Raw genomic sequence first — 22,210 nt, 5'->3', positions numbered from 1 at the left:
TAACATGAAACTCACCTCCAAAATATTCAATTCCCATCCCAACTCGGATGGGGATTTTTTTTTGGGTATGAAAAGGATTTTAGGTTTTAAGCCCAAGAATATCGCCATTTATAAAACAGCCTTCCTGCATCGTTCCATGAATAAAAAGGACGGTGAAGGGAATCCCATCAACTACGAACGGCTTGAATTCCTTGGGGATTCCATGTTGGGCACCATCATTTCAAAATATCTGTACAACGAAGTGCCCGAAGGAGATGAGGGTTATTTGACGAAAATGCGCTCCAAAGTGGTAAGCCGAAAACACCTAAATGAGCTGGGAAAAGACTTGGGTCTCCTAAAGTTTGTTGAAAGCCGTATTCCCAAGGAACATTTCGGGGAAAATATCCATGGAAATGTGTTCGAGGCATTGATTGGCGCCATTTATCTGGACAGGGGCTATAGCTATTGCGAAAAGTTCATCGATGAACGCGTGATAGAACCTTATGTGGATATTGACCAATTGGAGGGCAAGGTGATCAGCTATAAGAGTTTGGTGATCGAATGGTGCCAAAAAGAGAAGAAGTCCTTTAATTATCATGTGTACGAAGACACAGGGAACGATGAACTCAAGCACTTTGCCGTAAAGCTTACCATAGGCGACCGAATATTGGCAAAGGCAAGGGCAACATCCAAGAAAAAGGCCGAGGAAAAGGCATCCAAACGAGCATACTTTGCTTTGCAGAGCAAGATAGAAAAACAGTGACTTTAAATAATGGTAAACTCAAACGTTTTCGCTTATTTTATAAGTGTATTGTTTTGTATTGACTAGGCAATCATTGGTAATAAGCCTATATTTACAGTTCGTGTTATGGGCATGTTAACTACGCACAAGATATCGGCAGACCTTTATGATGATAGTTTTCACCTCATTGCCATCCACAGTGATTTGGAAGATTATGCCATGGCCTATGCCATAAATTCCCATTGTGGACTTTATCTAAAACGGATGAAGAAAGACCTTTGTTTGGATGAAAACATGGCCTTTTCCGCTTTTGATTGGGAAGATGAGATGAACGATATGTACTGGACACTGATCGCCAACAAGTGCGAAACCGAAGAAGTGATGCCTTCCATAGGCTTATTTGAAAATAATGTATCCAAAAGAATAGGCCATTTGGTGAGGGAAAAAAAGGAAGTAGATTATTTTTTGAAAGTAGATGCAGTGGATGAGACCATGTTTTCCGAAAAACTCAAGACCATCAAACAAATAGGAAAAGTAATCACCGCATACCCATTGGACACACAGAACTTAAAATCAAAAAGAAATTTAATCTTTTAACAATGCCAACTAGAAAGAAGACTAAAATTGTAGCGACCCTCGGTCCGGCCACCAGTAAAAAGGAAACCCTTAGGGAAATGATCCTGGCCGGAGTGGATGTTTTTAGAATAAACTTTTCCCACGCCGCTTATGAGGATGTCGCCGAGCGAATTAAAATGATAAGGGAACTTAATGAGGAGTTGGAAATCAACACCGCCATACTTGCTGACTTGCAAGGGCCCAAACTTAGGGTAGGCGTCATGGGAGGCGAAGCGATCGTAGCCCCTGGTGATGAGGTTACTTTTGTAACGGGAGAACCTTTCGAGGGAACCGCCGAGAGAGTATACATGAACTACAAGAACTTCCCTAAAGATGTGAAGGCTGGGGAGCGTATCCTCTTGGATGACGGTAAATTGATTTTTGAGGTCAAATCTACCAACGGGGAGACCGAAGTGGTTGCCAAGGTAATACAAGGTGGCCCCCTAAAATCAAAAAAAGGGGTGAACCTGCCCAATACCAGTATTTCATTACCTGCCCTTACCAAAAAAGATATCAAGGATGCCATTTTTGCCATCCAACAGGATGTGGATTGGATCGCGTTGTCCTTTGTACGCCATGCGCAAGACTTGCACGATCTGCACAACTTGATCAAGGAACATACAGATCACAAAATACCGGTAATCTCCAAAATTGAAAAGCCTGAGGCCTTGGAGAACATTGATGAAATCGTAAAGGCCTCCGATGGACTTATGGTGGCCCGTGGAGATCTGGGGGTAGAAATACCCGCCCAAGAAGTTCCCCTAGTACAGAAACAATTGGTTTTGAGTGCCAAAAAAGGGAGGATACCAGTAATCATCGCTACACAGATGATGGAAACCATGATCACCAGCCTCACACCGACACGTGCAGAGGTGAACGATGTGGCCAACTCGGTTATGGATGGGGCAGATGCCGTAATGCTTTCTGGAGAAACTTCAGTAGGTAACTACCCTGTGCAGGTGATTGAAAAAATGGCGAGCATCGTGACCAGCGTAGAGGGCTCTACCCTTATCAAAGTACCACAGAACCCACCACACATCCGAACCAAAAGATACATTACAAAATCGGTTTGCTACCATGCAGCGTTAATGGCCAATGAAATTTCTGCAAAGGCCATTTCCACATTGACCAACAGTGGGTACACTGCCTTTCAGATTTCGGCCTGGAGACCTTCGGCCCATATTCTCGTGTTTACCTCGAACAAGAGGATACTTACCCAGCTTAACTTGCTATGGGGCGTAAAGGCTTTTTATTATGACAAGTTTGTCTCAACCGACCAGACCATTGAGGATGTGAACCAAATAGCCTGCAAAAAAGGTTTCTTGGAAGTCGGCGATATGCTCGTGAGTTTGGCAGCCATGCCCATTAAGGAAAAGGGAATGGTGAATACACTTCGTGTTACCGAAATTGAGAGCTGCAATTTTTAGTCTCCTCAGATTATAACTTTTTAAAAGGCGTTCATTTCGATGAACGCCTTTTTTATGCCAACTCTAGATCTTTAAAGAGCGAAGGGGCAATGCTCCTTGCCATAAAAATAGGCCAGTCGTTTTTAAATAGATGGCTTTCTGTAACTGCACTTTCATATAGCAAATAAAGTCCGCCCGATATTTTTTCTGTCTCAGCTTTGGAAAGATTGGAAATGTTGTCGCCGACCACTTCTCCCAAATATAGCAGCAATTCCTTTTTTTGAAGTTGGATCACTTCCAAGATCTTGGTTTGGTCTGGTGCCAGTTCCCCAAGTGTTTTAAGGGCCCAACACCCTTGAAAGTTTTCTTCTAGGTACATATCGCGCAACAAATCGAATATGGCCAACAACTGGGCCCTTCCTTTGCCTCTTTGATTAACATAATCCTTGAGGCTTTTCAAAAACGATTGGTGGCGTTGCTTCAGGTAGGCAATACAGATATCTTCTTTTGACTTAAAGTGGCTGTAAAGAGTCGCCTTAGCGATATCACATTTGGAAATAATCTCGTTGACCCCCGTTGAATTATACCCTTGGGAATAGAAAAGCTCTCCCGCTGAGGATATGATGTGCTCGTGCAATTTGTTTCGTTGCATAAATCTAAGAATATAGTTAATGGTGGTCGATGGTTTCACAAATTAAGAAAGAATTATCGTGTAGCGCAATGAAACCACCAATGAAATCATCAAGATGACATGTAATTCCATTGCCTAACTGTTTAGTATGTCGAGGGTTGTAAACATTTTCCTATCTTGTGGATGGTATTTTATCAATCAAATAACTTAAAATCACTAGAAATGAAAAGATTACTTTTGGCCGCTTTTTTTGGCCTATTTTTCGTTGTCAGCCATTATGGACAGGAGTTTCAGTTCAAAGCCGACGACATCGACATCGACTACAAAAAGTACACCTTAAAGAACGGACTCACCCTTTTGGTGTATGAGGACCACAAGGCACCTATTGCTGCCGTAAACGTTTGGTACCATGTGGGTTCCAAAAACGAAAAGCCGGGTAAAAGCGGATTTGCGCACTTATTTGAACACTTAATGTTCAACGGGAGTGAAAACTACAACACCGACTATTTTCAAGCCTTGGAAAGCATCGGGGGTACGGATTTGAACGGCACCACGAATACCGACCGAACCAATTATTTTCAAAATGTACCCGTTTCTGCCCTTGACCAAGTACTTTTCTTGGAGTCCGATAGGATGGGGCACCTGTTGGGCGCTATCGACCAAGCCAAATTGGACGAACAACGAGGTGTAGTCCAAAATGAAAAAAGACAAGGCGAAAATCAGCCTTACGGCATGCAGTGGGACTATTTGACCAAGGCAATGTATCCAAAGGGGCATCCCTATTCTTGGACGGTCATTGGTGAAATGGAAGATTTGAATGCCGCTTCTTTGGAAGATGTGCAGGAATGGTTCAAATCGTACTACGGAGCGGCCAATGCTGTGGTGGCTGTGGCTGGCGATGTTGACGCCGAAGAGATTCACCAAAAAGTAGTCAAGTATTTTGGGGATATTCCATCGGGACCTACGGTGGAAAGACAAGAAGTAAACATTCCCAACAAAGAGTACGATTCCCGTCAAGTGTACGAGGACCGCGTACCAGAAACCCGGGTACTCTTTGCATGGAATACACCACCTTACGGTTCTAGGGAGGACCTTCATTTTGATTTGATTTCCGCTATTTTGACCAGTGGGAAGAACTCAAGATTGTATCAAAAATTTATCTACCAAGACCAATCGGCAAGCGCTGCCGTTTCCTTCCAGTCTTCCAGTGAAATTGCAAGTAATTTTATCACTTGGCTTAATGTGAAGCAGGGCGAGGACCCAGAAAAATTGGAAAAAGAGCTAGAAGCCGAAATCAATAAGTTTATACAAGAAGGACCCACTGAGGACGAACTCAAAAGAGTAAAGGCGAGCTATTTTGCCAATTTTATCAAGGGACTGGAGCGTATTGGCGGCTTTGGGGGCGTATCGGATATTTTGGCCTCCAATCAGACCTACCATGGTGATCCGTCCTATTACAAAACCACATTAAAGTATGTGGAAGATGCCACGGCGGAAGATTTAAAGAAAACAGCGGCCAAGTGGCTCACCAAAGGAAAACACATTTTGGTTTGCAGACCCTTCCCGGAATATGACATTGTAGAATCTCCAGTGGACCGAAGCACATTACCCGCCCTTGCAGAGCAGAAAAGCTCCAAGTTTCCGGATTTGCAACGTACACAACTATCTAATGGCCTAAACGTGGTTTTGGCGCAGCGCAAAGGAGTTCCCACTATTGTAATCAACCTAGTGGCCGATGCGGGATATAAAACGGACTACCTGTCCGCTGCGGGAACGGCGAAATTGGCCATGAACCTGATGGACGAAGGAACCAAGGATATGGATGCCCTCGAGATCAACGAGCAACTACAGCTACTGGGAGCCTCTTTGAGCACCTTTTCCAGCCAAGATGAATCCAATGTATATATGAGCACCTTAAAACCCAGTTTTGATGCCAGTTTGGACCTATTTATGGATGTAGTGCTCAATCCGGTATTCCCCGAAAATGAATTTGAACGACTGCAAAAGGAACAGCTCAATGACATCAAACAGGAAAAATCCCAACCCATTTCCATGGCCCTTCGGGTGATGAACAAATACCTATATGGTGACGACCATCCGTACAGCAGCCCTTACACGGGAACCGGATACGAGGAAACCGTTTCTAAATTGACACGCCAAGACGTGGTGAATTTTTACAATACATGGTTTAAGCCGAACAATGCCACTTTAATTGTAACGGGTGATGTTGAAATGAAAGAGCTTAAATCAAAATTGGAAAAAACCTTGGGCAAATGGAAAAAGGGCGACGTTCCCAAGATTGTTTTCAATCAGCCAAAGACCAATTCCAAGAACACCCTCTATCTCATGAACAGGCCCGAATCCCAACAATCCGTGATTCTGGCGGGACATCTCACAGAAAAGTATGGCGATGTTTCGGAAATAGCTTTGGAGCAAATGGTCAATATCCTTGGAGGGGACTTTACCTCCCGAATCAACATGAATTTGAGAGAAGATAAACATTGGTCCTACGGAGCTGGAGGCTTTGTGATAGGTTCCAAGGAAGAACGTCCATTTATTGTTTATGCCCCTGTTCAGACTGACAAAACCGCCGAGTCCGTAACCGAGATTCGAAAGGAGGTTGCTGAATTTACATCGACAAGACCTGCAACAAAGGAAGAGTTGGATAAAGTAAAGACCAACCAAGTATTGAAGCTTCCTGGCCAGTGGGAAACCAACAGTTCGGTGAACAGTTCGGTGAGAAACTTGGTACGCTATAATTTGCCGGATGATTATTATCAGAAATATGACCAGAATGTAAGAAACCTCTCGGTGGATGATATTCGAAAGGTGAGCAATCAAGTGGTTCAGCCAGACAAAGTAAACTGGTTTATGGTGGGTGACAGGGCCGAAATCATAGATAAGTTGGATGAACTGGGTTTTGATAACATCATAGAGATAGATGCCGATGGCAACCCCAAAAAGCCTGCGGTTCAGCCTGTGGAATCGGACATCAAAAATTAATGGAATAAGGAGGCTTTCTAATAGTACTTTTAACTGATCCGTCATTCCGAACTAGTTTCGGAATCTCACCATATAACGCTTTATGTGTTATGAGAACCTGAAACAAGTTCAGGTTGACGTTAAAAACGACTTCTTAGATAGCCTCCTATTTTAAAAATCAAATTTCAACTGAACCAGCACGGACTCCTTTTTGGGCTCGTCTTTTTCTTTTTCTGTGTTTAGGTTTGCCAAGGAAATACCCAATAACCGAACGGAATTTTCCAACGAGGATTGGTATAGCAACTCCTTAGCAGTTTCCAAGATCAAATCCTTGCTGGCTACAAAATAGGGCAAAGTCTTGCTCCTGGTCTGGAGCGTAAAATCACTATACTTGATTTTAAGGGTCACAGTTTTGCCCGCAATCTTCGATTTTTGAAGCCTGCGTTCCAGCTCTTGGGCAATGTTATCCAACTTTTCCAGCATAAATATCTCGCTGCTCAAGTTCTCGGAAAAGGTGCGTTCGGCCCCGACTGACTTTGGAGTCCTGTGAGGTTTGACTTCGCTGGTATGAATACCACGGACCACGTGATAGTAATGCCCGCCACTTTTACCAAAATGTTTGTCCAAGAATTCCAGTGACTTTTCTTTGAGGTCTTTCCCCGTGAAAATACCAAGGCGATACATTTTTTCGGCGGTGACTTTCCCCACCCCGTAAAACTTCCGGATATCAAGATGTTCCAAAAATTCGATAACTTCTTCAGGATTGACCGTTTTTTGACCATTGGGTTTGTTGTAATCGCTGGCCACCTTTGCGATAAACTTGTTTATGGAGATTCCAGCCGAGGCCGTCAGCCCGGTTTTGTCGAAAATTTTCTGACGAATTTCTTTGGCAATCAAAGTAGCTGATGGATTCCCTTTTTTGTTTTCGGTCACATCCAAATAAGCTTCATCCAATGATAGTGGTTCCACCAAGTCGGTGTATTCATAGAAAATTTCCCGGATTTGAAGGGATACCTCCTTGTAGCGGTCAAATCGGGGTTTTACAAAAATAAGATGTGGACAGTTCCGCAACGCAATGGAGCCGGCCATGGCACTCCGAACCCCATATTTTCTTGCTTCATAGCTTGCTGCAGATACCACACCGCGCTTGGAACCTCCTCCAACGGCAATCGGCTTTCCCTTGAGCTCAGGATTGTCATGCTGTTCCACCGAAGCGTAAAAGGCATCCATATCCACATGAATGATTTTTCGTAAGGGAAAATCGAAATCCATACCCAAATTTAGGGTATATTTAGTTTGATGGAACATTTGGAAATAGAACGTAAGTTTTTGGTAACAAGCGATGGATTCAAACAACAGGCCACATCGCAAACGCGAATTGTACAAGGATTTCTGAACACTGACCCAGAACGTACCGTCAGGGTCCGGATAAAAGGAGATAAGGGTTTTTTGACCGTTAAAGGACCCAGTAACGACTCTGGAACTACCCGCTTTGAATGGGAAACAGAAATTACGGCATCGGAGGCTACAAACCTGATTGATTTGTGCGAATCCGGTATTTTGGAAAAGGTTCGTTTTGAGGTTCCATGGGGAAACCACTTGTTTGAAGTGGATGAGTTTTTGGGTGAGAATAAAGGTCTCATTTTGGCCGAGGTGGAACTCAAACACGAAGATGAACGTTTTGAAAGGCCAGCTTGGTTGGGCGAGGAAGTCACGGGTCAAATCCCATATTACAATTCACAATTGAGCATAAAACCATACAAGGAATGGTAACATCCAGATCAGTTACAATAATCAACATTTGTATTGGGATTAGCGCCTTTTTAGCCATGCTGTCCGAGGCTTTGGGTCAAACAGTGGCGTATATGCTTTTAAAGCCATTGACCACAATTTTGGTGGCGTCCTTGCTTTTGCTTGGTACTCAAACACGGCCATCCAAGTTCAAAGGTCTGATGGTGTCGGCTTTCCTGTTTTGTTTGCTAGGCGATATACTCTTATTGTTTCCAGCTTACTTCGTTTTCGGACTGGCTGCGTTCCTGGTCGCTCATCTGTTATTTGCCTCGGCTTTTCTACAATTAAAGGGTTTTAGGCCTCATTGGATTTCCTTTTTGGTGCTGTACGGTATCGGCACAGGTCTTTTCCTGTGGTTGAAACCAGGTCTTGGAGAATTTATGGTGCCCGTGGGGGTGTATGTTGTGGTCATCTGTTTTATGGCGTGGCAAGGGATTGGACTTTTCCTAAAGGAAAGAAGCAAGACGTTTGTATGGATTGCCGTGGCCGTACTTCTATTCATGTTCTCTGATACCATGATTGCCATCGCAAAATTCAAAACGAATTTCGACTATGCCAGTATTGTCATTTTAAGTACATACTGGTTGAGTATTGGGTTGATAGCCAACGCGGCTAGAAGAATCATCTTATCTCCCCAGAGCTGACATCAATCCAACTTCTTGTCCAAAGATAAAATAGTGTGAAGCAGAACGTTGGCACCATTGGCCATATCCCCCGCTGAGGTAAATTCTTTGGGCGAGTGACTGATGCCGCCTTTGCTCGGAACAAAGATCATCCCCACCGGTGCGAAACGGGAAATATCCTGTGCATCATGACCTGCACCACTAGGCATATATTGGAAGCTCAACCCCAGTGCCTTGGCAGCGGCTTCAATTTCTTTTTGGATCTTCGTATCCGTTAGGGCAGGCTCTGCAGTGGTATCCAACGGTAAAAACTCTACGGACACATTGGAAGCTTGAGCAATTTCTTCTGTTTTTTCCTTAATGGCGCGGTACACTTTTTGGATGACTTCCGAGGATAGGTCGCGTATTTCCAGACTGGCGACCACTTTTCCTGGAATTACATTCGGGGCGCCAGGTTCTGCCTTTATTCGCCCTACCGTGCCTACCTGGGTGCCTTCAAAACTATTGGTAATTTCATTTACGGCCACAATATATTTGGCCGCGGCCAACAAAGCATCTTGTCTCGCATTCATGGGAGTGGTACCAGCATGGTTGGCAAAACCGGTAAACACAACATCCCACCAATTAAGTCCAACTATACCCTCTACGACGCCTATGTCCAATTGTTCCTTTTCTAGTTTGCCACCCTGCTCAATATGAAGCTCCAAAAAAGCGGCCAAGCTCCCTTTCTCGCGTTGGGCACTTTCAATTTTGGTGGTATCCCCTCCAATTCTCATGATTCCCTCGCCCATGGAGTACCCAGTAGCATTCACAATGGGGAAAGCTGATTTGCCCAGATTTCCGGCCATCGCCCGGCTTCCCATAACCCCGCCTTCTTCGTTTGGAAAAATGATGACTTCCAAAGGATGTTGGGTAGTTATGTTGTTTTCATTTAGCGTTTCGATAATTTCCAAAGCCGCCATGGAACCCAAGCAACCATCATAATTCCCACCATTGGGAACCCTATCGATATGGGAACCAAAAGCTATGGGCTTTTTAGCAGTATCGGTACCTTTCCGGGTTCCAATAATATTTCCTGCAGCATCCACCCGAACATCAGCACCCAAACCCTTTAGGGTTTGTATCACCCAGTTGCGTGCTTCAATATCGGCATCGCTAAAGGCTACCCGTTCCGTTTCACCGTTTTCTTGCATTCCGAATTCCGCCAGTGTGAATATCCTGTCCTCCAGACGGTCTTGCTTAACTTTTAATTCGCTTTGTTGCGCGGTGGTCACGCCAAGGCATAAAAAGGCCAAAAAGAATAGTAGAAATGGTTTCATCATGGTATGGTTTTCCGAAAGGTAACAAATTAGCGGACTATGATTTCTATTTAAGCTGCTTTTTCCGCCGTGGCAGCATGCATTTCACCATCCATGAGCTTTTGCCCTGACCATTTTTTTTTATGAATACCGCTTAACCAAGGAATAGAAAATCCAACTGCTAGCAAGGTGCCTGCGACCACAAAAATCATCAATGGGTTTGCAAATAAAGTACCGCTGTTCAAAGTAGCCAAGATCAACATGGTGGATAGTGGGAATGATAGCGCCAGTATAGCAACACCAAAATCATTGTTGAACGTTCTTTTAGGGGACTTTTGGTCCATTTCCAAACTGTCCACGGCCGCTATGTGGGCATAGGGCCAAAAACTACAGGCGCTTAACCCAAATGCCATCGTCAGCAGGATTTCTTTGGAAGCTTCGATGCCGGCAACAGTAACAAAGGTTCCAGATATGAGCAGGACCAAACCCGCTCGGGTGCACAGGAGCGAAAAAATCTGAACAAACTGCTTCCTTTTAATTTTTACCGCAAGTCCAATAAAGAGGAGCACAAGCGGAGTCATAATCAAGCTCAACTTTTCCAAGGTCTCGCTCAAAAAGAACGGTAGGGAGTTCATGCTCACCCCAAATGCCAATAAAATCAAGGCCGCTCCAATAAAAACGTTTACTGGTTCGGAAACCATGGCCTTGATCAACGGCTTTAGCTTGGTTACACCGCTTTTTTTCTCGTGGGATTGAAGGCTGTAGTGCCAGTTCATGGCCACCAAATACAAAAAGAAGAGGACAAAAATTTTGTTGCCAAGGTCGGACATAGCTGCTTTGGCCAAGTATGCATCCCCCAAGAACTCCAAAATAAAAGGAAAAGAAGACAATCCTGGAGCAAGTGAAGGCACCAACAATCTTGCTGTTCTATACTCCGATGTCCCTTTTCCGATGCCCATAAGGGGCAGAATGAGGGGCATAACAAAGAATAGAATCAGGTTGAGCCCAAGAGCCAACAAGGGCAATAATAATAGATGCAACTCCACCTTGACCCCCAACAACGCAATGAATATGGTTGCGGGCAGGGCTAGGTTCAGTATGATTTTTTTTATGCCCGTAATTTCTTCTTTGGACTTGAACTTTACCTTAAGTACAATCCCAATGAAGATGAAGAACAGGAAAACGATGGTTTTTTGTATACCTACGTCCACTATGCCAACACTTTATGGAGTGCGGCGGTAAAGGTTTTCATCTCGTCCATGGTTCCCATACTCACACGACACCAGTTTTGATCCATAAATTCGAATGCACGAACGCCGACCTTTAACTCGGTCATTTGTTCCAAAAATGCATTGCCCTCCATTTCAATTGGAAAAATGATAAAACTTGTGGATGAGGGAACATAGGATGTAATCCCCAGTTTATCCAGACTTTGATATACATATTCCCTGCATTCCGCATTTAGCTTTCGTGATTTCTCAAGAAAGGCGGCATCATCCATGGCCGCCATGGCCGCATATACAGATGGCAAGGTAATACCCATACCTCCCCTGGTAATATTTTGTAGTTTCCCTAAGGTTTCTTCCAACGTAACAATATATCCGACACGTAGACCGGCCATGCCGTGAATTTTGGAGAACGTACGGGCGATGATGACGTTTTTGCCCTCATTTACCAAGGAAACCATACTTTTTTTGGCACCATCCTCTAAAAACCATAGATAGGCTTCATCTATAAAAACGGGAACTTTTTCGGATACTCTGGAACAAAAATCCACTAATTCCTGATGGTCAGTCATAGAACCCGTTGGATTGTTGGGGTTACAGATGTAGACCAGTTTGGTATCATCATCTATGGCCTCTTCCATAGCTTTGAGGTCGTGCGACCAATCATCTTTTAATGGTACTGGTTTCCAGTTTGCGCCAACCGATTCGGCAACCCGTATGAGCGACATATAGGCAGGGTCTGCAGAAACGACATTGCCTCCGTTCATGAAAAGGACCATGGCCGTTTTTTCCAATAGATCGGAAGAGCCGGGGCCCATCATAATATTTTTGCTTTCCACGCCTTCAAAATCGGCGATTTTGTCCACGAGCTGAAACAGTTCTCTCCATGCATACCTGTTTCCGCCAGATGCTGAATTTTTAAAGGCTTCCAAGGCCATTGGAGATGGGCCATAGGGATTTTCGTTGGCATTTAATCTTGCGGCCAACTCGGGCAGCATAGCGTCGGGCTTTGGCAAATATTCCTTAAAGAAGGGACTGTAAATAGCATTTCCCTTGGCATCCAAGGTCAAAGGAGCTTTCGGTGTTTCGGCTAGTCCTATATATGGTAAGGCCATGGCGCCACCGGCAGTGAGCATGCTTTTTCTGATCCAATCGCGTCTGTTGATGTTGGTTGATGTAGTTCCCATTGGTTTTTAGTTTTTAGAAGAACTTAAAAATACGCGATCATTTTCCTAAACACAACGATAATTATATAAAAATCAGCCTGTTAATGAAGAATCTGTTAAAATATGGACGGTTTATTTGAAAAAATGATAGTGCAAATTCCTGTAGAAGGGGCTTTTTTGAAGATATTCCTTCCCCGAGAAAGGGCTCTACGTAATCACTTGAATAGACTATTTACGTTTGAAAGGCATCAACCCTCTGAAAGAATTCCTTCCTTTTCTATAATGGGGATGGTTCTGAGGTGGCCTTCATTGATGGAGTGCTTTGGAAACAGGCATCGTTTTTCAAACAGCTTGTTTTCGGCAAAAAAGGTCACAAAGAATTCGTTGTTGAGTGCCAATACTTCTTCTTGCAAGAGTTCTATTTTTTTGAAGGATTTCGGCCCCAAAACGCCTATGCCATGGCGCATGGTGGATGTTTTTTTGTCTCCGTCAAACCCCTTCGAAACCACAATGGCCATCTCAATGGTATCCGAACGGTTATTGATGAGGTAGGCATTCCAGTCTTTGGACAAAAATTCTTCGTTCCACTCACGGATTACTGCAACGTGTACATCCTTGGCTACGGGAATTTCAATATCCTTTTTCATAAAATGCGGCTATAGGGCACTTTTGAACTGTTCCAAAAAGCGCACGTCATTTTCGCTGAGCAAACGGATATCGGAAATTTGATGGAGCAGCAGTGCTATACGATCTATTCCCATCCCAAAGGCAAATCCGGAATATACTTCGGGGTCTATGCCACAATTCTTCAGGACATTGGGGTCTACCATACCACAGCCCATGATTTCCAGCCATCCGGTACCTTTGGTCATCCGGTAATCCGTCTCGGTCTCCAATCCCCAGTATACGTCCACTTCGGCGCTGGGTTCGGTAAACGGGAAATAGGAAGGACGCAGTCGTATTTTTGACTTTCCAAACATTTCGGAAGTGAAGTATTGCAGGGTCTGCTTTAAATCGGCAAAGGATACGTTTTTGTCCACATACAACCCTTCCACCTGATGAAAAAAGCAATGCGATCGCGCTGAGATGGCCTCGTTTCGGTATACTCTACCAGGAGAAATGGTCCTAATGGGCGGTTTATTGGCTTCCATGTACCTCACCTGGACTGATGAGGTATGGGTGCGCAACAAAATATCTGGATCCGTTTGTATGAAAAAGGTATCCTGCATATCTCTTGCCGGATGATATTCTGGAAGGTTGAGCGCGGTAAAATTGTGCCAGTCGTCCTCTATTTCAGGGCCTTCGGACACATTGAATCCGATACGGGAGAAGATATCGATGATTTGGTTTTTGACTATTGAAATTGGGTGACGCGCACCAATCTCAACAGGCTCCCCAGGACGTGTGAGGTCGCCATATTTTCCACTGGCCTCTGTTTGGTTTTCCAGGGTATCCTTCAAGGCATTGACCTTTTCTGCAGCAACAGTTTTTAATTGATTGACAACCATGCCAAACTCCTTTTTCTGCTCGTTGGGCACATTCTTGAATTCAGCGAAAAAACTGTTCAGAAGTCCTTTTTTACCCAAATACTTGATTCGGAAGGCTTCGATTTCGTCAATGGAGTTGGAAGTGAACTTTTCAACTTCGGCGATATGTTCCTTAATGGTATCAATCATGATGGCTTGCGCTATTGGCGGACAAATTTAGCAAATTGTCCTTGAATATATAGGCAATTAGAAAATGTACTGCAATTCCACCCAACAAATGCCAGAGCCAATGCGTGCCCATGGGAAATAATGTTTGATGGAGATCGATGCTTCTAAAGAAAAGGGCAACACCAAAAATGAGGAAAGCCATGAACACCAAACCGATATGCTTGCCATTGGTTTTTGCTAGATACCATCCAATGGGAATAAGAATCGTAGCAGCGGTAATCACATAGCCCAAGGAGATTCGCCACCCTGTGGGTATGGGAAGAATCCGAAGCACAAATGAGGTGCCAAGCAAAACCACCACAAATATCAAGCGCCGCCACCATGAATGCACCAGTTTAAAAATAAAATAGATGACCAAGGAAGCGCAGAGCAGCATAATCGGCATCCAATCCAACCGAAGCCAAAATTCGTGGCTACGGGTAGCGTGATAGACGGTGCCCCCTATATAGCTAATTCCGATAACGGGAAGTACCCAAGCCAAGAAGCGATGCTTTCCAGGATCACGATATACCCGGCTACCCCAGTAGACAATCAATATCAAAAAAATAAGGTTACTGAAAGTATTGAATGGCTCCACAGGAAACGTACCTTGAGCAGTTTCCAAATAGATGGGTCCAGAATCGTTTGGGAATTTCATGCTGGGCATACCAAAGTTTTGGGTTTTGGCCAAAATACATATTGCCAAGGACATACCAACTCCTCTCAGGCTGAATTTAAATAAAAAAGGGGCTGTCTAAAAAACAATAATATTTGAACTTTGTCAGGTTGAGCGTAGTCGAAACCCATTGACTATCAATCTGTCTTAAGTTCTCGACTGCGCTCGAACAGACAGGTAAACTGCTTTTTAGGCAGCCTCTTTTCTTTTAAGAATTGTTGCTAGGAATTATAAGAATGTGACGCTACCATCCGAAATATCGTACATGGCGCCTACAATGGCAATATCGCCATCTTCCTCCATTTCTTTTAGGATAACACTTTGGTTTCTAATGTTTTCCAATGCCATTTCAACATTTTTTACGGACACGGCATCCACAAATTCCAAATTCTGGGAGTTCCGCAAGGATTCGTCCTTAGGTTCCTTGACGGCGTACACTGCGGGTTCAATCTTATTGATCAAACTGGTTAAATTACCGAGGCGTGCATGGTCGCAGGCACCTTTTACGGCACCGCAACTGGTGTGTCCCAGTACCACAATTGCCTTGGTGCCGGCAAGTTTGCAGGCAAACTCCATACTGCCCAGAATATCTTGGTTGATAAAGTTTCCTGCAATCCGTATGCTAAAGATATCCCCCAGACCTTGATCAAAAACCAGCTCTGCGGAAACCCTGGAATCGATACAACTAAGAATGGTCGCAAATGGAAATTGACCATCCTTGGTATCGTTAACTTGCTCCAGCAGATTGCGATGTGCTTTTAAATTTTGTTGAAAACGCTGGTTCCCCTCCTTTAAAAACTGGATTGCCTTTGCGGGAGTCATAGTGGATTGCGTTTCTTTGGTATGTGCCTTCATATGTTTAGGTTATGCTGTTTTTTTGGGTCTTAGATTAAAAAATTCGATATAACTATCAGGATTTTCAACCTCTCCTTTTTCGGAAATAATTTTGATGTCGATGTTTCTGTTCTTGGCCTTGCTCGAAAAATCCTCCAGAATCTCTACGATGTCATTATCCAGATACCGTGTTTTTCTCACATCCAAGGTGAGATAGGTATTTTCGGCAATGCTGTCCAATTCTTTCAAAATGGCTCCCTTGTTGAAAAAGGTGACCTCTTCGGCAAGGGTCATTTTTATTTGATGTCTGCCGCCATCACTTTCCTCAATGTGCAAAAAGTGGGAGTTTTGGTAACTTTTGATCAAAACCACTACAATCCCAACACCAAGACCTAAACTTATTCCTACCAAAAGGTCGGTAAAAACAATCCCCACCACGGTCACCACAAAGGGGACAAACTGTTTCCAGCCGGCCTGGTACATTGTTTTAAATAGACTTGGTTTGGCAAGTTTGTAGCCTACCACAAATAAAATGGCAGCCAATACGGAAAGCGGAATCATATTGAGCAGTGTCGGAATCAAAATAACCGAACCCAAGAGGAAGAAGCCATGAATAATGGCTGATAATTTGGTTTTACCACCAGATTGAATATTGGCCGAACTCCTCACAATAACCTGGGTTATTGGAAGACCCCCAATCAAACCAGCAATGGTGTTACCGATACCCTGTGCAATCAGCTCCCGATTAGTAGGGGTGGTCCGTTTTTCAGGATCAAGTTTATCGGTTGCCTCTACACAAAGTAGCGTTTCCAAACTGGCTACCAAGGCAATGGTAAAGGCCGTTACCCAAACCTCTGTGTTGCCAATGACGGAGAAGTTGGGGAAACTGAAAAAACCAAGAAAGGATTGAAAGCTATCAGGAACGGGGACCGTAACGAGATGCTCCGCAGAAATTCCCCAAGTGGCATCTCCCTGCGTAACGCTAAAGTAGATGATGCCGATGACCACGGCCACCAAAGGGCCTTGTATCAACTCAAAGATTTTCGATTTTTTGGTCAATACTTCACTCCACAGAATCAAAATGGCCAAACCAATAGCGGCAATCAGGGTTGCACCGGGACTAATGTAGTTGATGCTGTTGATGATTTCGCTAAAGGTGTTTTCACCATCCACTTGAAAAAAGGCCCAATCTCCTTCGGGATCTGCATCGTACCCAAAAAAGTGAGGTATTTGTTTCAGAATGATGATGATACCAATTCCGGTCAACATTCCCTTGATTACGGATGAAGGGAAATAATAGGCAATCACCCCAGCCTTTAGAAAGCCAAATATCAACTGGATAATTCCCCCTAAGACTACGGCGACCAAAAAGTTTTGATAGCCTCCTAGGGTGCCAATAGCGGTCAATACTATGGCAGCCAGCCCTGCGGCCGGACCACTGACTCCTATGTGTGAGCCACTGAGCGCCCCCACGACAATTCCCCCGATAATACCCGCAATAAGTCCGGAAAACAGTGGGGCCCCACTCGCGAGGGCAATACCCAAACACAAGGGTAGTGCTACGAAAAAGACTACGATACTCGCAGGTAAGTCATTTTTTAAATGCTTGAACATGTTTTGATGTGCGTTTGTTCTTCTATACTGGTTAGGTTATGGATAGAAGATGTTTAAAAAATTGAAAAAAAAAATACGAAGAATTAGGTCAATTTTCTAGGAGGGGGGTCCAATATTTCTACCGTATGGTCAGAAATAGGGAAGAGATAACCCGAACCATCGGCATTCTGTTGCTGGAAAATAGGGTTGTTCGCTATTTCCAGATAATATTTGATGTACGCATCGATTTCGTCAAACTTCTTGTTCGTCTCACCATTATTGCCATTGTTTTCCTCCTCTGCGGCACTTATGACCATGGTTTTACCCAGTTCTTTGTCCAAAAAGGGAATAAGCGGTGATACCGTTAAAGCCGATATCAACAGCAAGGAAATGATAGAATGGACTATGGTTTTTAGCACAACCGAATTTTTGCTAAAAATACGGAATATTAAGCAAGGCAGGGGTGTTTTGGCCTAAAAGTCCTTGATTTTCCTGATATTCTCGGCCTCTAGCCAACCGGTTTGTCCGTCGGCTATCCGTATCCTCTTCCAATTGTCTAGTTCTTCCAGCACATTAACCTTGGTTCCTTCGTGAAGGGTAAAAACGGGAGAACTGTTGCTATTAGGTTCCGCGTTTACGTTTACTTCCTTGCTGAAGACAATGGCAGGGTCGTTGTTTTTAAAGGATTGAAAGTTGAGATAGGCCATCAATACACTGAGCACTCCCAATATCAAAGAAAAGATGCCCGAAATAAATGCCGCTCTTTTTTGATTGGCCGTACCAAGAAAGTAATAGGCCATATAGGCCAGCACAAACAAGAACACCAGTCCCACGGCCAAATAGGCCCATTGATCAAATGTAAACATTCCCGTTAGGGAAGTGTACAGTTTGGAAATCTCCGTTTTTGGCACTTCTTCAATGGCGTCCAAACGCATATTTTGAGCAAAACGAAGGTTGTTTTTTATCTCTTCGTTGTTCGGGGAAAGCAAAAGTGCTTTTTCATAGTAATATATGCTCGGGCCTATGGCGTTTAATTTGTAATAGCTATTGCCCAGATTAAAGTATAAAGAGGATGAATGCTCCCCATTATCCAAGATTTGCTTGTAATTATCTATGGCTTTGGAGTACTCCCCATTATTATAAAACTCGGTTGCGTCATTAAATAGCTTCTCGTTTTGGGCAAACCCAAAATTTAGGGAGAGGAGGCAAAGTAAAAAGATTATCTTTTTCATGCTCATAACTGTTTGTCCAAATTAGAGATTACCTCACTTGCTTTTTCGTAGTCTTGCTGCATTTGCACGTTGGAAAATGGACTGTAGCGTGCCATTTCACAACTGGTGAGCAATCCTATAAATCCGTCAATATCGGTTTTTTCAACCTTTTTCTCTGAAAGGATTCCTGTTATTTTGTCCTTGCTGAATTCCGATGTTTCGATGTGCAATTTAGCCTTCAAATAGTTGTGAAGTCCCTTTTCTAGCGCCACATAGAAGGCTTCTTTGTTGCCTAGCTCTTTCTTGGCCGTGGACAGGTATTTTCTGGCCAGCCTATTGGCTTTCTTTATTTTGTTACCCACCACATCACTAGCAATGGCCTCTCTCTTTTTGAAGGCAAATATGGCGATGGGAATCAACAGTAATGGAGCTAGTAGCAGCAAAAAGAACAGTCTTGATCCAAAAAATCGGTTCACTTCTATAGGAGCCAAGTTGGGGTCGAGGTGGATAAAATGAAACTGCTCTCCTGTAGGCACTACCAATTGCTTATTGGCTGCTGGATTGGTTGTAGTGGCGCTTCCGCTTGATGGTCCTTCAATGACTTCAATATTGATTTCTTCGGAATCGATAGTTCTGTAACTGCCTGTTTCTGGGTTAAAATAACTGAAAGAGATGCTCGGAATGGGATACTTTCCCCTAAATGACGGTACAATAGTGTAGTTGTTGGAAACTTTTCCCTCCATTCCACTGCTATAAGTGCGGATATCCTCATCATACTCGGGATCGTATACTTCCAAAGAACTGGGAAGTTCAGGTTCTGGAAGCTGGAACAGTTTTAGGTTACCTTTTCCTGACACTTCGACGATGGCCTGGAGTGACTCTGAGGCGTTCAATTGCGTTTTACTAGTAGTCACGGAAAAATCAAAATCACCAACGGCACCGCTAAAGTTTTCGGGCTTCCCAGCTTCGGGAAGCGGTTTTACGTTGATGGTGCGCCTACCGGCAGAAACGGTTTTACTGGTAGAGGTATAGATTCGGCCGCCAAAGAAGTCCCTTCGGTTGGTGGGGACGTCCACAAATATCTCCAAGGAAAGGGGTTCAATGTCCAGTTTCCCTGCTTTTTGCGGGTAAAGCACCACACGTTTGAGTACCACATACCGATAGGGTTTGCCTTCAAAGGTTCCATTCTGGGCCGTATGTTTGGTTACGGGAATATCCTGACTCCAGAAATTGTTGTAGGTAGGGTTGTCCAATGGGCGATAGTTGGTCACACTGATGTTTGGACTTACATATAATTTATAAACTACGGTAACGGCTTCATTGAGGTAGGGATTTCCTTTGGAAACCTCCGCTACCAAATGAAGGCTTTCGTCCGCTACATCGTCCACAGTCTTTTGATCGTTAGGTTTGTCCACGGCAGCGGTCACCTCTACCTGTTGTGGGGTAGTCTTGTAGGTTTGCCCATCAATTTCAATGGTTGCCTGATTGATAGTGAAGTTTCCCCGTGACGTTGGCACCAAAATGTAGCTGTAGGTTTTGGAAAAACTTCGCTTTCCGTTTACCCAAGAGGAACTAATGGATTGGGAAGGTCCCATAACCACCCTAAAATTCTCGAATTCTGGCGGTTTAAAGTTGTCGCCATCCTTGTTCATGGTAAAGTCTACTCGAAGGCGCTCATTCAGTCCCAATTTTTCCTTGCTCAAGTTCATGACAAACTCGATACCTTCGGTTTCCTCTTGGGCATGGGAGTGTAACCCCGAAAGGAGCAATATTCCCAAAATAAGCCATATGTTGCCCCTGAATGTTTTCATTACCAGTCCTTCTCGTTTTTGACCTTTTTTCCGCGAACCTTGCGGGCCTCCATCTTTTCCTGCACTTTTTTCTCCTCGTTCTGCATGGCTTCTAACAAATTCTGGATTTGCTGCTCAGAAAGCTGATTGGGCCTAGGTTGTTGTTTTTTATCGTCAGGCTGATCGCCTTCGTTGGGCTTCTTCTCCTGCTCCTTCTTTTTGTCGCCATCGCCCTCTTGGTTTTCCTCGGGCTTGTCCTCTCCATTATCGCCTTGGTCGCCCTTATCCTTGTTTTCGTCTTCTTTTTGTTCCCCTTCGTCCTTTTTCTCGTTATCGCCCCCTTCGTTGTTCTGGTCTTGGTTTTTATCCTTGTCCTCGTTCTCTTGGTCCTGTTTATCTTGATCGTCTTGGTTCTGGTCGTTCTTTTGCTCGTCCTGTTGTTTTTCCAACATTTTCTTGGCCAACGCCAGATTATATCGGGTCTCGTCGTCGTTGGGATTGCTACGAAGGGCTTGCTTGTAGGCTTCCACGGCTTTTTCGTACTCCTTGTTTTTCATGAATACGTTCCCCATGTTGTGAAATGCCTTGTGTTTATCAACTTTTTCCTCGGCAGCCTCGCTTGCTTGCTTGTAGCGGCCAAAGGCTTCGCCAAAACTTTCCCGATTGTAGTAGGCATTCCCTAGATTGAATCGTGCGGCGGCATTTTTGTCACTTTTGGAAATGGCTCGTCTGTAATCGGCCTCCGCGGTCACAAAATCGTTGGAAGAAAGTTGCTCATTGGCTTCATATGTCAAATTTTTGGAAACCTTCAGGGCTTTTTCAGCCTCTTTGTTTGCCTTTTCTACTATGTCGTCCTGTGCTTGGATGGTTCCAAAACACAGCAATAGTCCAAACATCAACTTTATCTTATTCATCATCATGCTCATTAAAAAGATTCAGTTTTTTCAACCATTGTGTTTTCCTGTCCAAAACAAAAATGTCCAAAAATAACAATAAAAAGCCCGCGGCAAGGAACCACTGAAATTGGTCCTTGTACTCTGCGAATTGTTTGGCCTCAAATTCGGTTCTGTCCATTCTGTTCAGTTCCTCTTTGATAAATTCCACTGCGTTTTCGGTGTTAGATCCATCAATGTAATCCCCGTTCCCCCTACTGGCAATTTCGGTCAATACAGCTTCATTCAGTTTGGTGATGACGACCTCGCCCTGATTGTCTTTTTTTAGACTTTCCACAACACCGTTGCGTTTGATGGGTATCGGGGCGCCTTTCGCTTTTCCTACCCCAATGGTGTATACGCGGATTCCGTTATCGAGGGCCTTCTCCACGGAATTAATGGTTGAGCTTTCGGAATGGTCTTCTCCATCAGACACAATAAAAAGTACCCGGTTGGTCTGTTGGGAATCGTCATAATAGGTGCTTGCCAAATCAATGGCGGCGTTGATGGCCGTTCCTTGGGAGGAAAGCATATCGGTGTTCATGCTTTGCAGGAACATTTTGGCGGCACCGTAATCCGTAGTAATGGGCAGTTGAGGGTATGCTTGACCTGCGTAGGCTATAATTCCTATTCGGTCGCTTGCGAGTTGGTTGATGATTTCCGAAACAATTCGTTTTGCCTTTTCCAAACGGTTGGGAGCGATGTCCTCGGCCAACATACTTTTGGATACATCGATGGCGAAAACGATGTCTACGCCTTCACGCTTTACTGTTTCCAGTTTTGTACCGATTTTAGGGTTGACCAATCCCAAGACCAAAAAGGACAATCCCCCCAAAAAGAAAACTAGTTTAACGGTGGACTTGAAATTGGATTTGTTGGGTGCCAATCGCTTAAGGAGCGATGTGTCGGCAAATTTCTTTTGTGTTTTCCGTTTCCAGAGTTGAAGAAAAAAGAACGCTAGGACCATCACCGGGATGATGGCCAATAGGTAGAAATATATTTTTTCATCAAACTGAATCAT

General features: G+C 44.0%; 21 protein-coding genes. 6 read left to right on the top strand and 15 right to left on the bottom strand.

The window, feature by feature from the left end; translation table 11 throughout:
- The first annotated feature begins 4 nt into the window (after positions 1-4).
- From rnc to pyk, 3 genes are all read left to right on the top strand, one after another.
- Entirely contained in the window at positions 5-742 is a 738-nt protein-coding gene (gene rnc / locus EO130_RS04075) for a ribonuclease III (protein ID WP_127140251.1), read from the top strand.
- Between the two features lie 105 nt (positions 743-847).
- A complete protein-coding gene (locus EO130_RS04070) occupies positions 848-1,318 on the top strand; it encodes an IPExxxVDY family protein (protein WP_127140250.1) in 471 nt (156 codons plus the stop codon).
- A 2-nt stretch (positions 1,319-1,320) separates the two neighbouring features.
- Positions 1,321-2,763: a pyruvate kinase gene (gene pyk, locus EO130_RS04065; protein ID WP_127140249.1), complete on the top strand. Its 1,443-nt coding sequence runs from the start codon at positions 1,321-1,323 to the stop codon at positions 2,761-2,763.
- Between the two features lie 52 nt (positions 2,764-2,815).
- Here the strand turns inward: pyk and EO130_RS04060 are convergent, their stop codons facing one another.
- Positions 2,816-3,394: a TetR/AcrR family transcriptional regulator gene (locus EO130_RS04060; protein ID WP_127140248.1), complete on the bottom strand. Its 579-nt coding sequence runs from the start codon at positions 3,392-3,394 to the stop codon at positions 2,816-2,818.
- A gap of 201 nt (positions 3,395-3,595) precedes the next feature.
- Here EO130_RS04060 and EO130_RS04055 point away from each other — a divergent pair, with 201 nt between their 5' ends.
- Positions 3,596-6,376, top strand: a complete 2,781-nt coding sequence (locus tag EO130_RS04055; RefSeq protein ID WP_127140247.1) for a M16 family metallopeptidase — start codon at positions 3,596-3,598, stop codon at positions 6,374-6,376.
- 150 nt (positions 6,377-6,526) lie between these two features.
- Here EO130_RS04055 and dinB read toward each other — a convergent pair whose 3' ends face one another.
- Positions 6,527-7,627, bottom strand: coding sequence for a DNA polymerase IV (gene dinB / locus EO130_RS04050; RefSeq protein ID WP_127140246.1), 1,101 nt, complete (start codon positions 7,625-7,627; stop codon positions 6,527-6,529).
- A 27-nt stretch (positions 7,628-7,654) separates the two neighbouring features.
- Between dinB and EO130_RS04045 the strand changes: the two genes are divergently transcribed.
- Positions 7,655-8,128, top strand: coding sequence for a CYTH domain-containing protein (locus tag EO130_RS04045; protein ID WP_127140245.1), 474 nt, complete (start codon positions 7,655-7,657; stop codon positions 8,126-8,128).
- Positions 8,129-8,220: 92 nt separating this feature from the next.
- Complete coding sequence (locus tag EO130_RS04040) at positions 8,221-8,790, top strand: lysoplasmalogenase (RefSeq protein ID WP_164732870.1); 570 nt, start codon at positions 8,221-8,223, stop codon at positions 8,788-8,790.
- A gap of 2 nt (positions 8,791-8,792) precedes the next feature.
- On the opposite strand, the gene EO130_RS04035 is transcribed toward EO130_RS04040, so the two are convergent.
- The 13 genes from EO130_RS04035 to EO130_RS03975 form a co-directional block, all read right to left on the bottom strand.
- The gene (locus EO130_RS04035) at positions 8,793-10,091 is read right to left on the bottom strand and encodes a Zn-dependent hydrolase (protein ID WP_241244294.1); all 1,299 of its coding nucleotides are present in this window, start codon (positions 10,089-10,091) and stop codon (positions 8,793-8,795) included.
- A gap of 47 nt (positions 10,092-10,138) precedes the next feature.
- Positions 10,139-11,278, bottom strand: coding sequence for an AEC family transporter (locus EO130_RS04030; RefSeq protein WP_127140243.1), 1,140 nt, complete (start codon positions 11,276-11,278; stop codon positions 10,139-10,141).
- Entirely contained in the window at positions 11,278-12,480 is a 1,203-nt protein-coding gene (locus EO130_RS04025) for a pyridoxal phosphate-dependent aminotransferase (RefSeq protein ID WP_127140242.1), read from the bottom strand. Before EO130_RS04025 ends, EO130_RS04030 begins: the two co-directional genes overlap by 1 nt.
- A gap of 227 nt (positions 12,481-12,707) precedes the next feature.
- Positions 12,708-13,106: a hypothetical protein gene (locus EO130_RS04020; RefSeq protein WP_127140241.1), complete on the bottom strand. Its 399-nt coding sequence runs from the start codon at positions 13,104-13,106 to the stop codon at positions 12,708-12,710.
- Between the two features lie 9 nt (positions 13,107-13,115).
- Positions 13,116-14,135, bottom strand: coding sequence for a phenylalanine--tRNA ligase subunit alpha (pheS, locus tag EO130_RS04015; protein WP_127140240.1), 1,020 nt, complete (start codon positions 14,133-14,135; stop codon positions 13,116-13,118).
- Positions 14,128-14,820: a hypothetical protein gene (locus EO130_RS04010; RefSeq protein WP_127140239.1), complete on the bottom strand. Its 693-nt coding sequence runs from the start codon at positions 14,818-14,820 to the stop codon at positions 14,128-14,130. The genes pheS and EO130_RS04010 overlap by 8 nt, the downstream gene beginning before the upstream one ends.
- Before the next feature lie 237 nt (positions 14,821-15,057).
- Entirely contained in the window at positions 15,058-15,684 is a 627-nt protein-coding gene (locus tag EO130_RS04005; RefSeq protein WP_127140238.1) for a carbonic anhydrase family protein, read from the bottom strand.
- A 9-nt stretch (positions 15,685-15,693) separates the two neighbouring features.
- Positions 15,694-17,277 (bottom strand): SulP family inorganic anion transporter, encoded by a 1,584-nt coding sequence (locus tag EO130_RS04000; RefSeq protein WP_127140237.1) that lies wholly within the window; start codon positions 17,275-17,277, stop codon positions 15,694-15,696.
- Positions 17,278-17,360: 83 nt separating this feature from the next.
- Positions 17,361-17,675, bottom strand: coding sequence for a hypothetical protein (locus tag EO130_RS03995; RefSeq protein WP_127140236.1), 315 nt, complete (start codon positions 17,673-17,675; stop codon positions 17,361-17,363).
- Between the two features lie 54 nt (positions 17,676-17,729).
- Positions 17,730-18,488, bottom strand: coding sequence for a tetratricopeptide repeat protein (locus EO130_RS03990; RefSeq protein ID WP_164732869.1), 759 nt, complete (start codon positions 18,486-18,488; stop codon positions 17,730-17,732).
- Between the two features lie 2 nt (positions 18,489-18,490).
- Positions 18,491-20,278, bottom strand: a complete 1,788-nt coding sequence (locus EO130_RS03985) for a BatD family protein (RefSeq protein ID WP_127140234.1) — start codon at positions 20,276-20,278, stop codon at positions 18,491-18,493.
- Complete coding sequence (locus tag EO130_RS03980; protein ID WP_127140233.1) at positions 20,278-21,171, bottom strand: tetratricopeptide repeat protein; 894 nt, start codon at positions 21,169-21,171, stop codon at positions 20,278-20,280. Before EO130_RS03980 ends, EO130_RS03985 begins: the two co-directional genes overlap by 1 nt.
- Positions 21,164-22,210 (bottom strand): VWA domain-containing protein, encoded by a 1,047-nt coding sequence (locus tag EO130_RS03975; protein ID WP_127140232.1) that lies wholly within the window; start codon positions 22,208-22,210, stop codon positions 21,164-21,166. The genes EO130_RS03980 and EO130_RS03975 overlap by 8 nt, the downstream gene beginning before the upstream one ends.

The sequence above is a fragment of the Flagellimonas marinaquae genome (assembly GCF_003992675.1).
GTDB lineage: Bacteria > Bacteroidota > Bacteroidia > Flavobacteriales > Flavobacteriaceae > Flagellimonas > Flagellimonas marinaquae.
This window is presented reverse-complemented; position numbering and strand designations above follow the sequence as displayed.

Excerpts from the sequence above, each read along its gene's own strand:
- EO130_RS04020 (WP_127140241.1), bottom strand. The coding sequence starts at position 13,106 with ATGAAAAAGGATATTGAAATTCCCGTAGCCAAGGATGTACACGTTGCA.
- EO130_RS04025 (WP_127140242.1), bottom strand. The coding sequence starts at position 12,480 with ATGGGAACTACATCAACCAACATCAACAGACGCGATTGGATCAGAAAA.
- EO130_RS04040 (WP_164732870.1), top strand. The coding sequence starts at position 8,221 with ATGCTTTTAAAGCCATTGACCACAATTTTGGTGGCGTCCTTGCTTTTG.
- EO130_RS03990 (WP_164732869.1), bottom strand. The coding sequence starts at position 18,488 with ATGAAAAAGATAATCTTTTTACTTTGCCTCCTCTCCCTAAATTTTGGG.
- EO130_RS03975 (WP_127140232.1), bottom strand. The coding sequence starts at position 22,210 with ATGATTCAGTTTGATGAAAAAATATATTTCTACCTATTGGCCATCATC.
- rnc (WP_127140251.1), top strand. The coding sequence starts at position 5 with ATGAAACTCACCTCCAAAATATTCAATTCCCATCCCAACTCGGATGGG.
- dinB (WP_127140246.1), bottom strand. The coding sequence starts at position 7,627 with ATGGATTTCGATTTTCCCTTACGAAAAATCATTCATGTGGATATGGAT.
- pheS (WP_127140240.1), bottom strand. The coding sequence starts at position 14,135 with ATGATTGATACCATTAAGGAACATATCGCCGAAGTTGAAAAGTTCACT.
- EO130_RS04060 (WP_127140248.1), bottom strand. The coding sequence starts at position 3,394 with ATGCAACGAAACAAATTGCACGAGCACATCATATCCTCAGCGGGAGAG.
- EO130_RS04070 (WP_127140250.1), top strand. The coding sequence starts at position 848 with ATGGGCATGTTAACTACGCACAAGATATCGGCAGACCTTTATGATGAT.
- EO130_RS04005 (WP_127140238.1), bottom strand. The coding sequence starts at position 15,684 with ATGAAGGCACATACCAAAGAAACGCAATCCACTATGACTCCCGCAAAG.
- EO130_RS03980 (WP_127140233.1), bottom strand. The coding sequence starts at position 21,171 with ATGAATAAGATAAAGTTGATGTTTGGACTATTGCTGTGTTTTGGAACC.
- EO130_RS04000 (WP_127140237.1), bottom strand. The coding sequence starts at position 17,277 with ATGTTCAAGCATTTAAAAAATGACTTACCTGCGAGTATCGTAGTCTTT.
- EO130_RS04045 (WP_127140245.1), top strand. The coding sequence starts at position 7,655 with ATGGAACATTTGGAAATAGAACGTAAGTTTTTGGTAACAAGCGATGGA.
- EO130_RS04055 (WP_127140247.1), top strand. The coding sequence starts at position 3,596 with ATGAAAAGATTACTTTTGGCCGCTTTTTTTGGCCTATTTTTCGTTGTC.
- EO130_RS04010 (WP_127140239.1), bottom strand. The coding sequence starts at position 14,820 with ATGCCCAGCATGAAATTCCCAAACGATTCTGGACCCATCTATTTGGAA.
- EO130_RS03985 (WP_127140234.1), bottom strand. The coding sequence starts at position 20,278 with ATGAAAACATTCAGGGGCAACATATGGCTTATTTTGGGAATATTGCTC.
- EO130_RS04035 (WP_241244294.1), bottom strand. The coding sequence starts at position 10,091 with ATGATGAAACCATTTCTACTATTCTTTTTGGCCTTTTTATGCCTTGGC.
- pyk (WP_127140249.1), top strand. The coding sequence starts at position 1,321 with ATGCCAACTAGAAAGAAGACTAAAATTGTAGCGACCCTCGGTCCGGCC.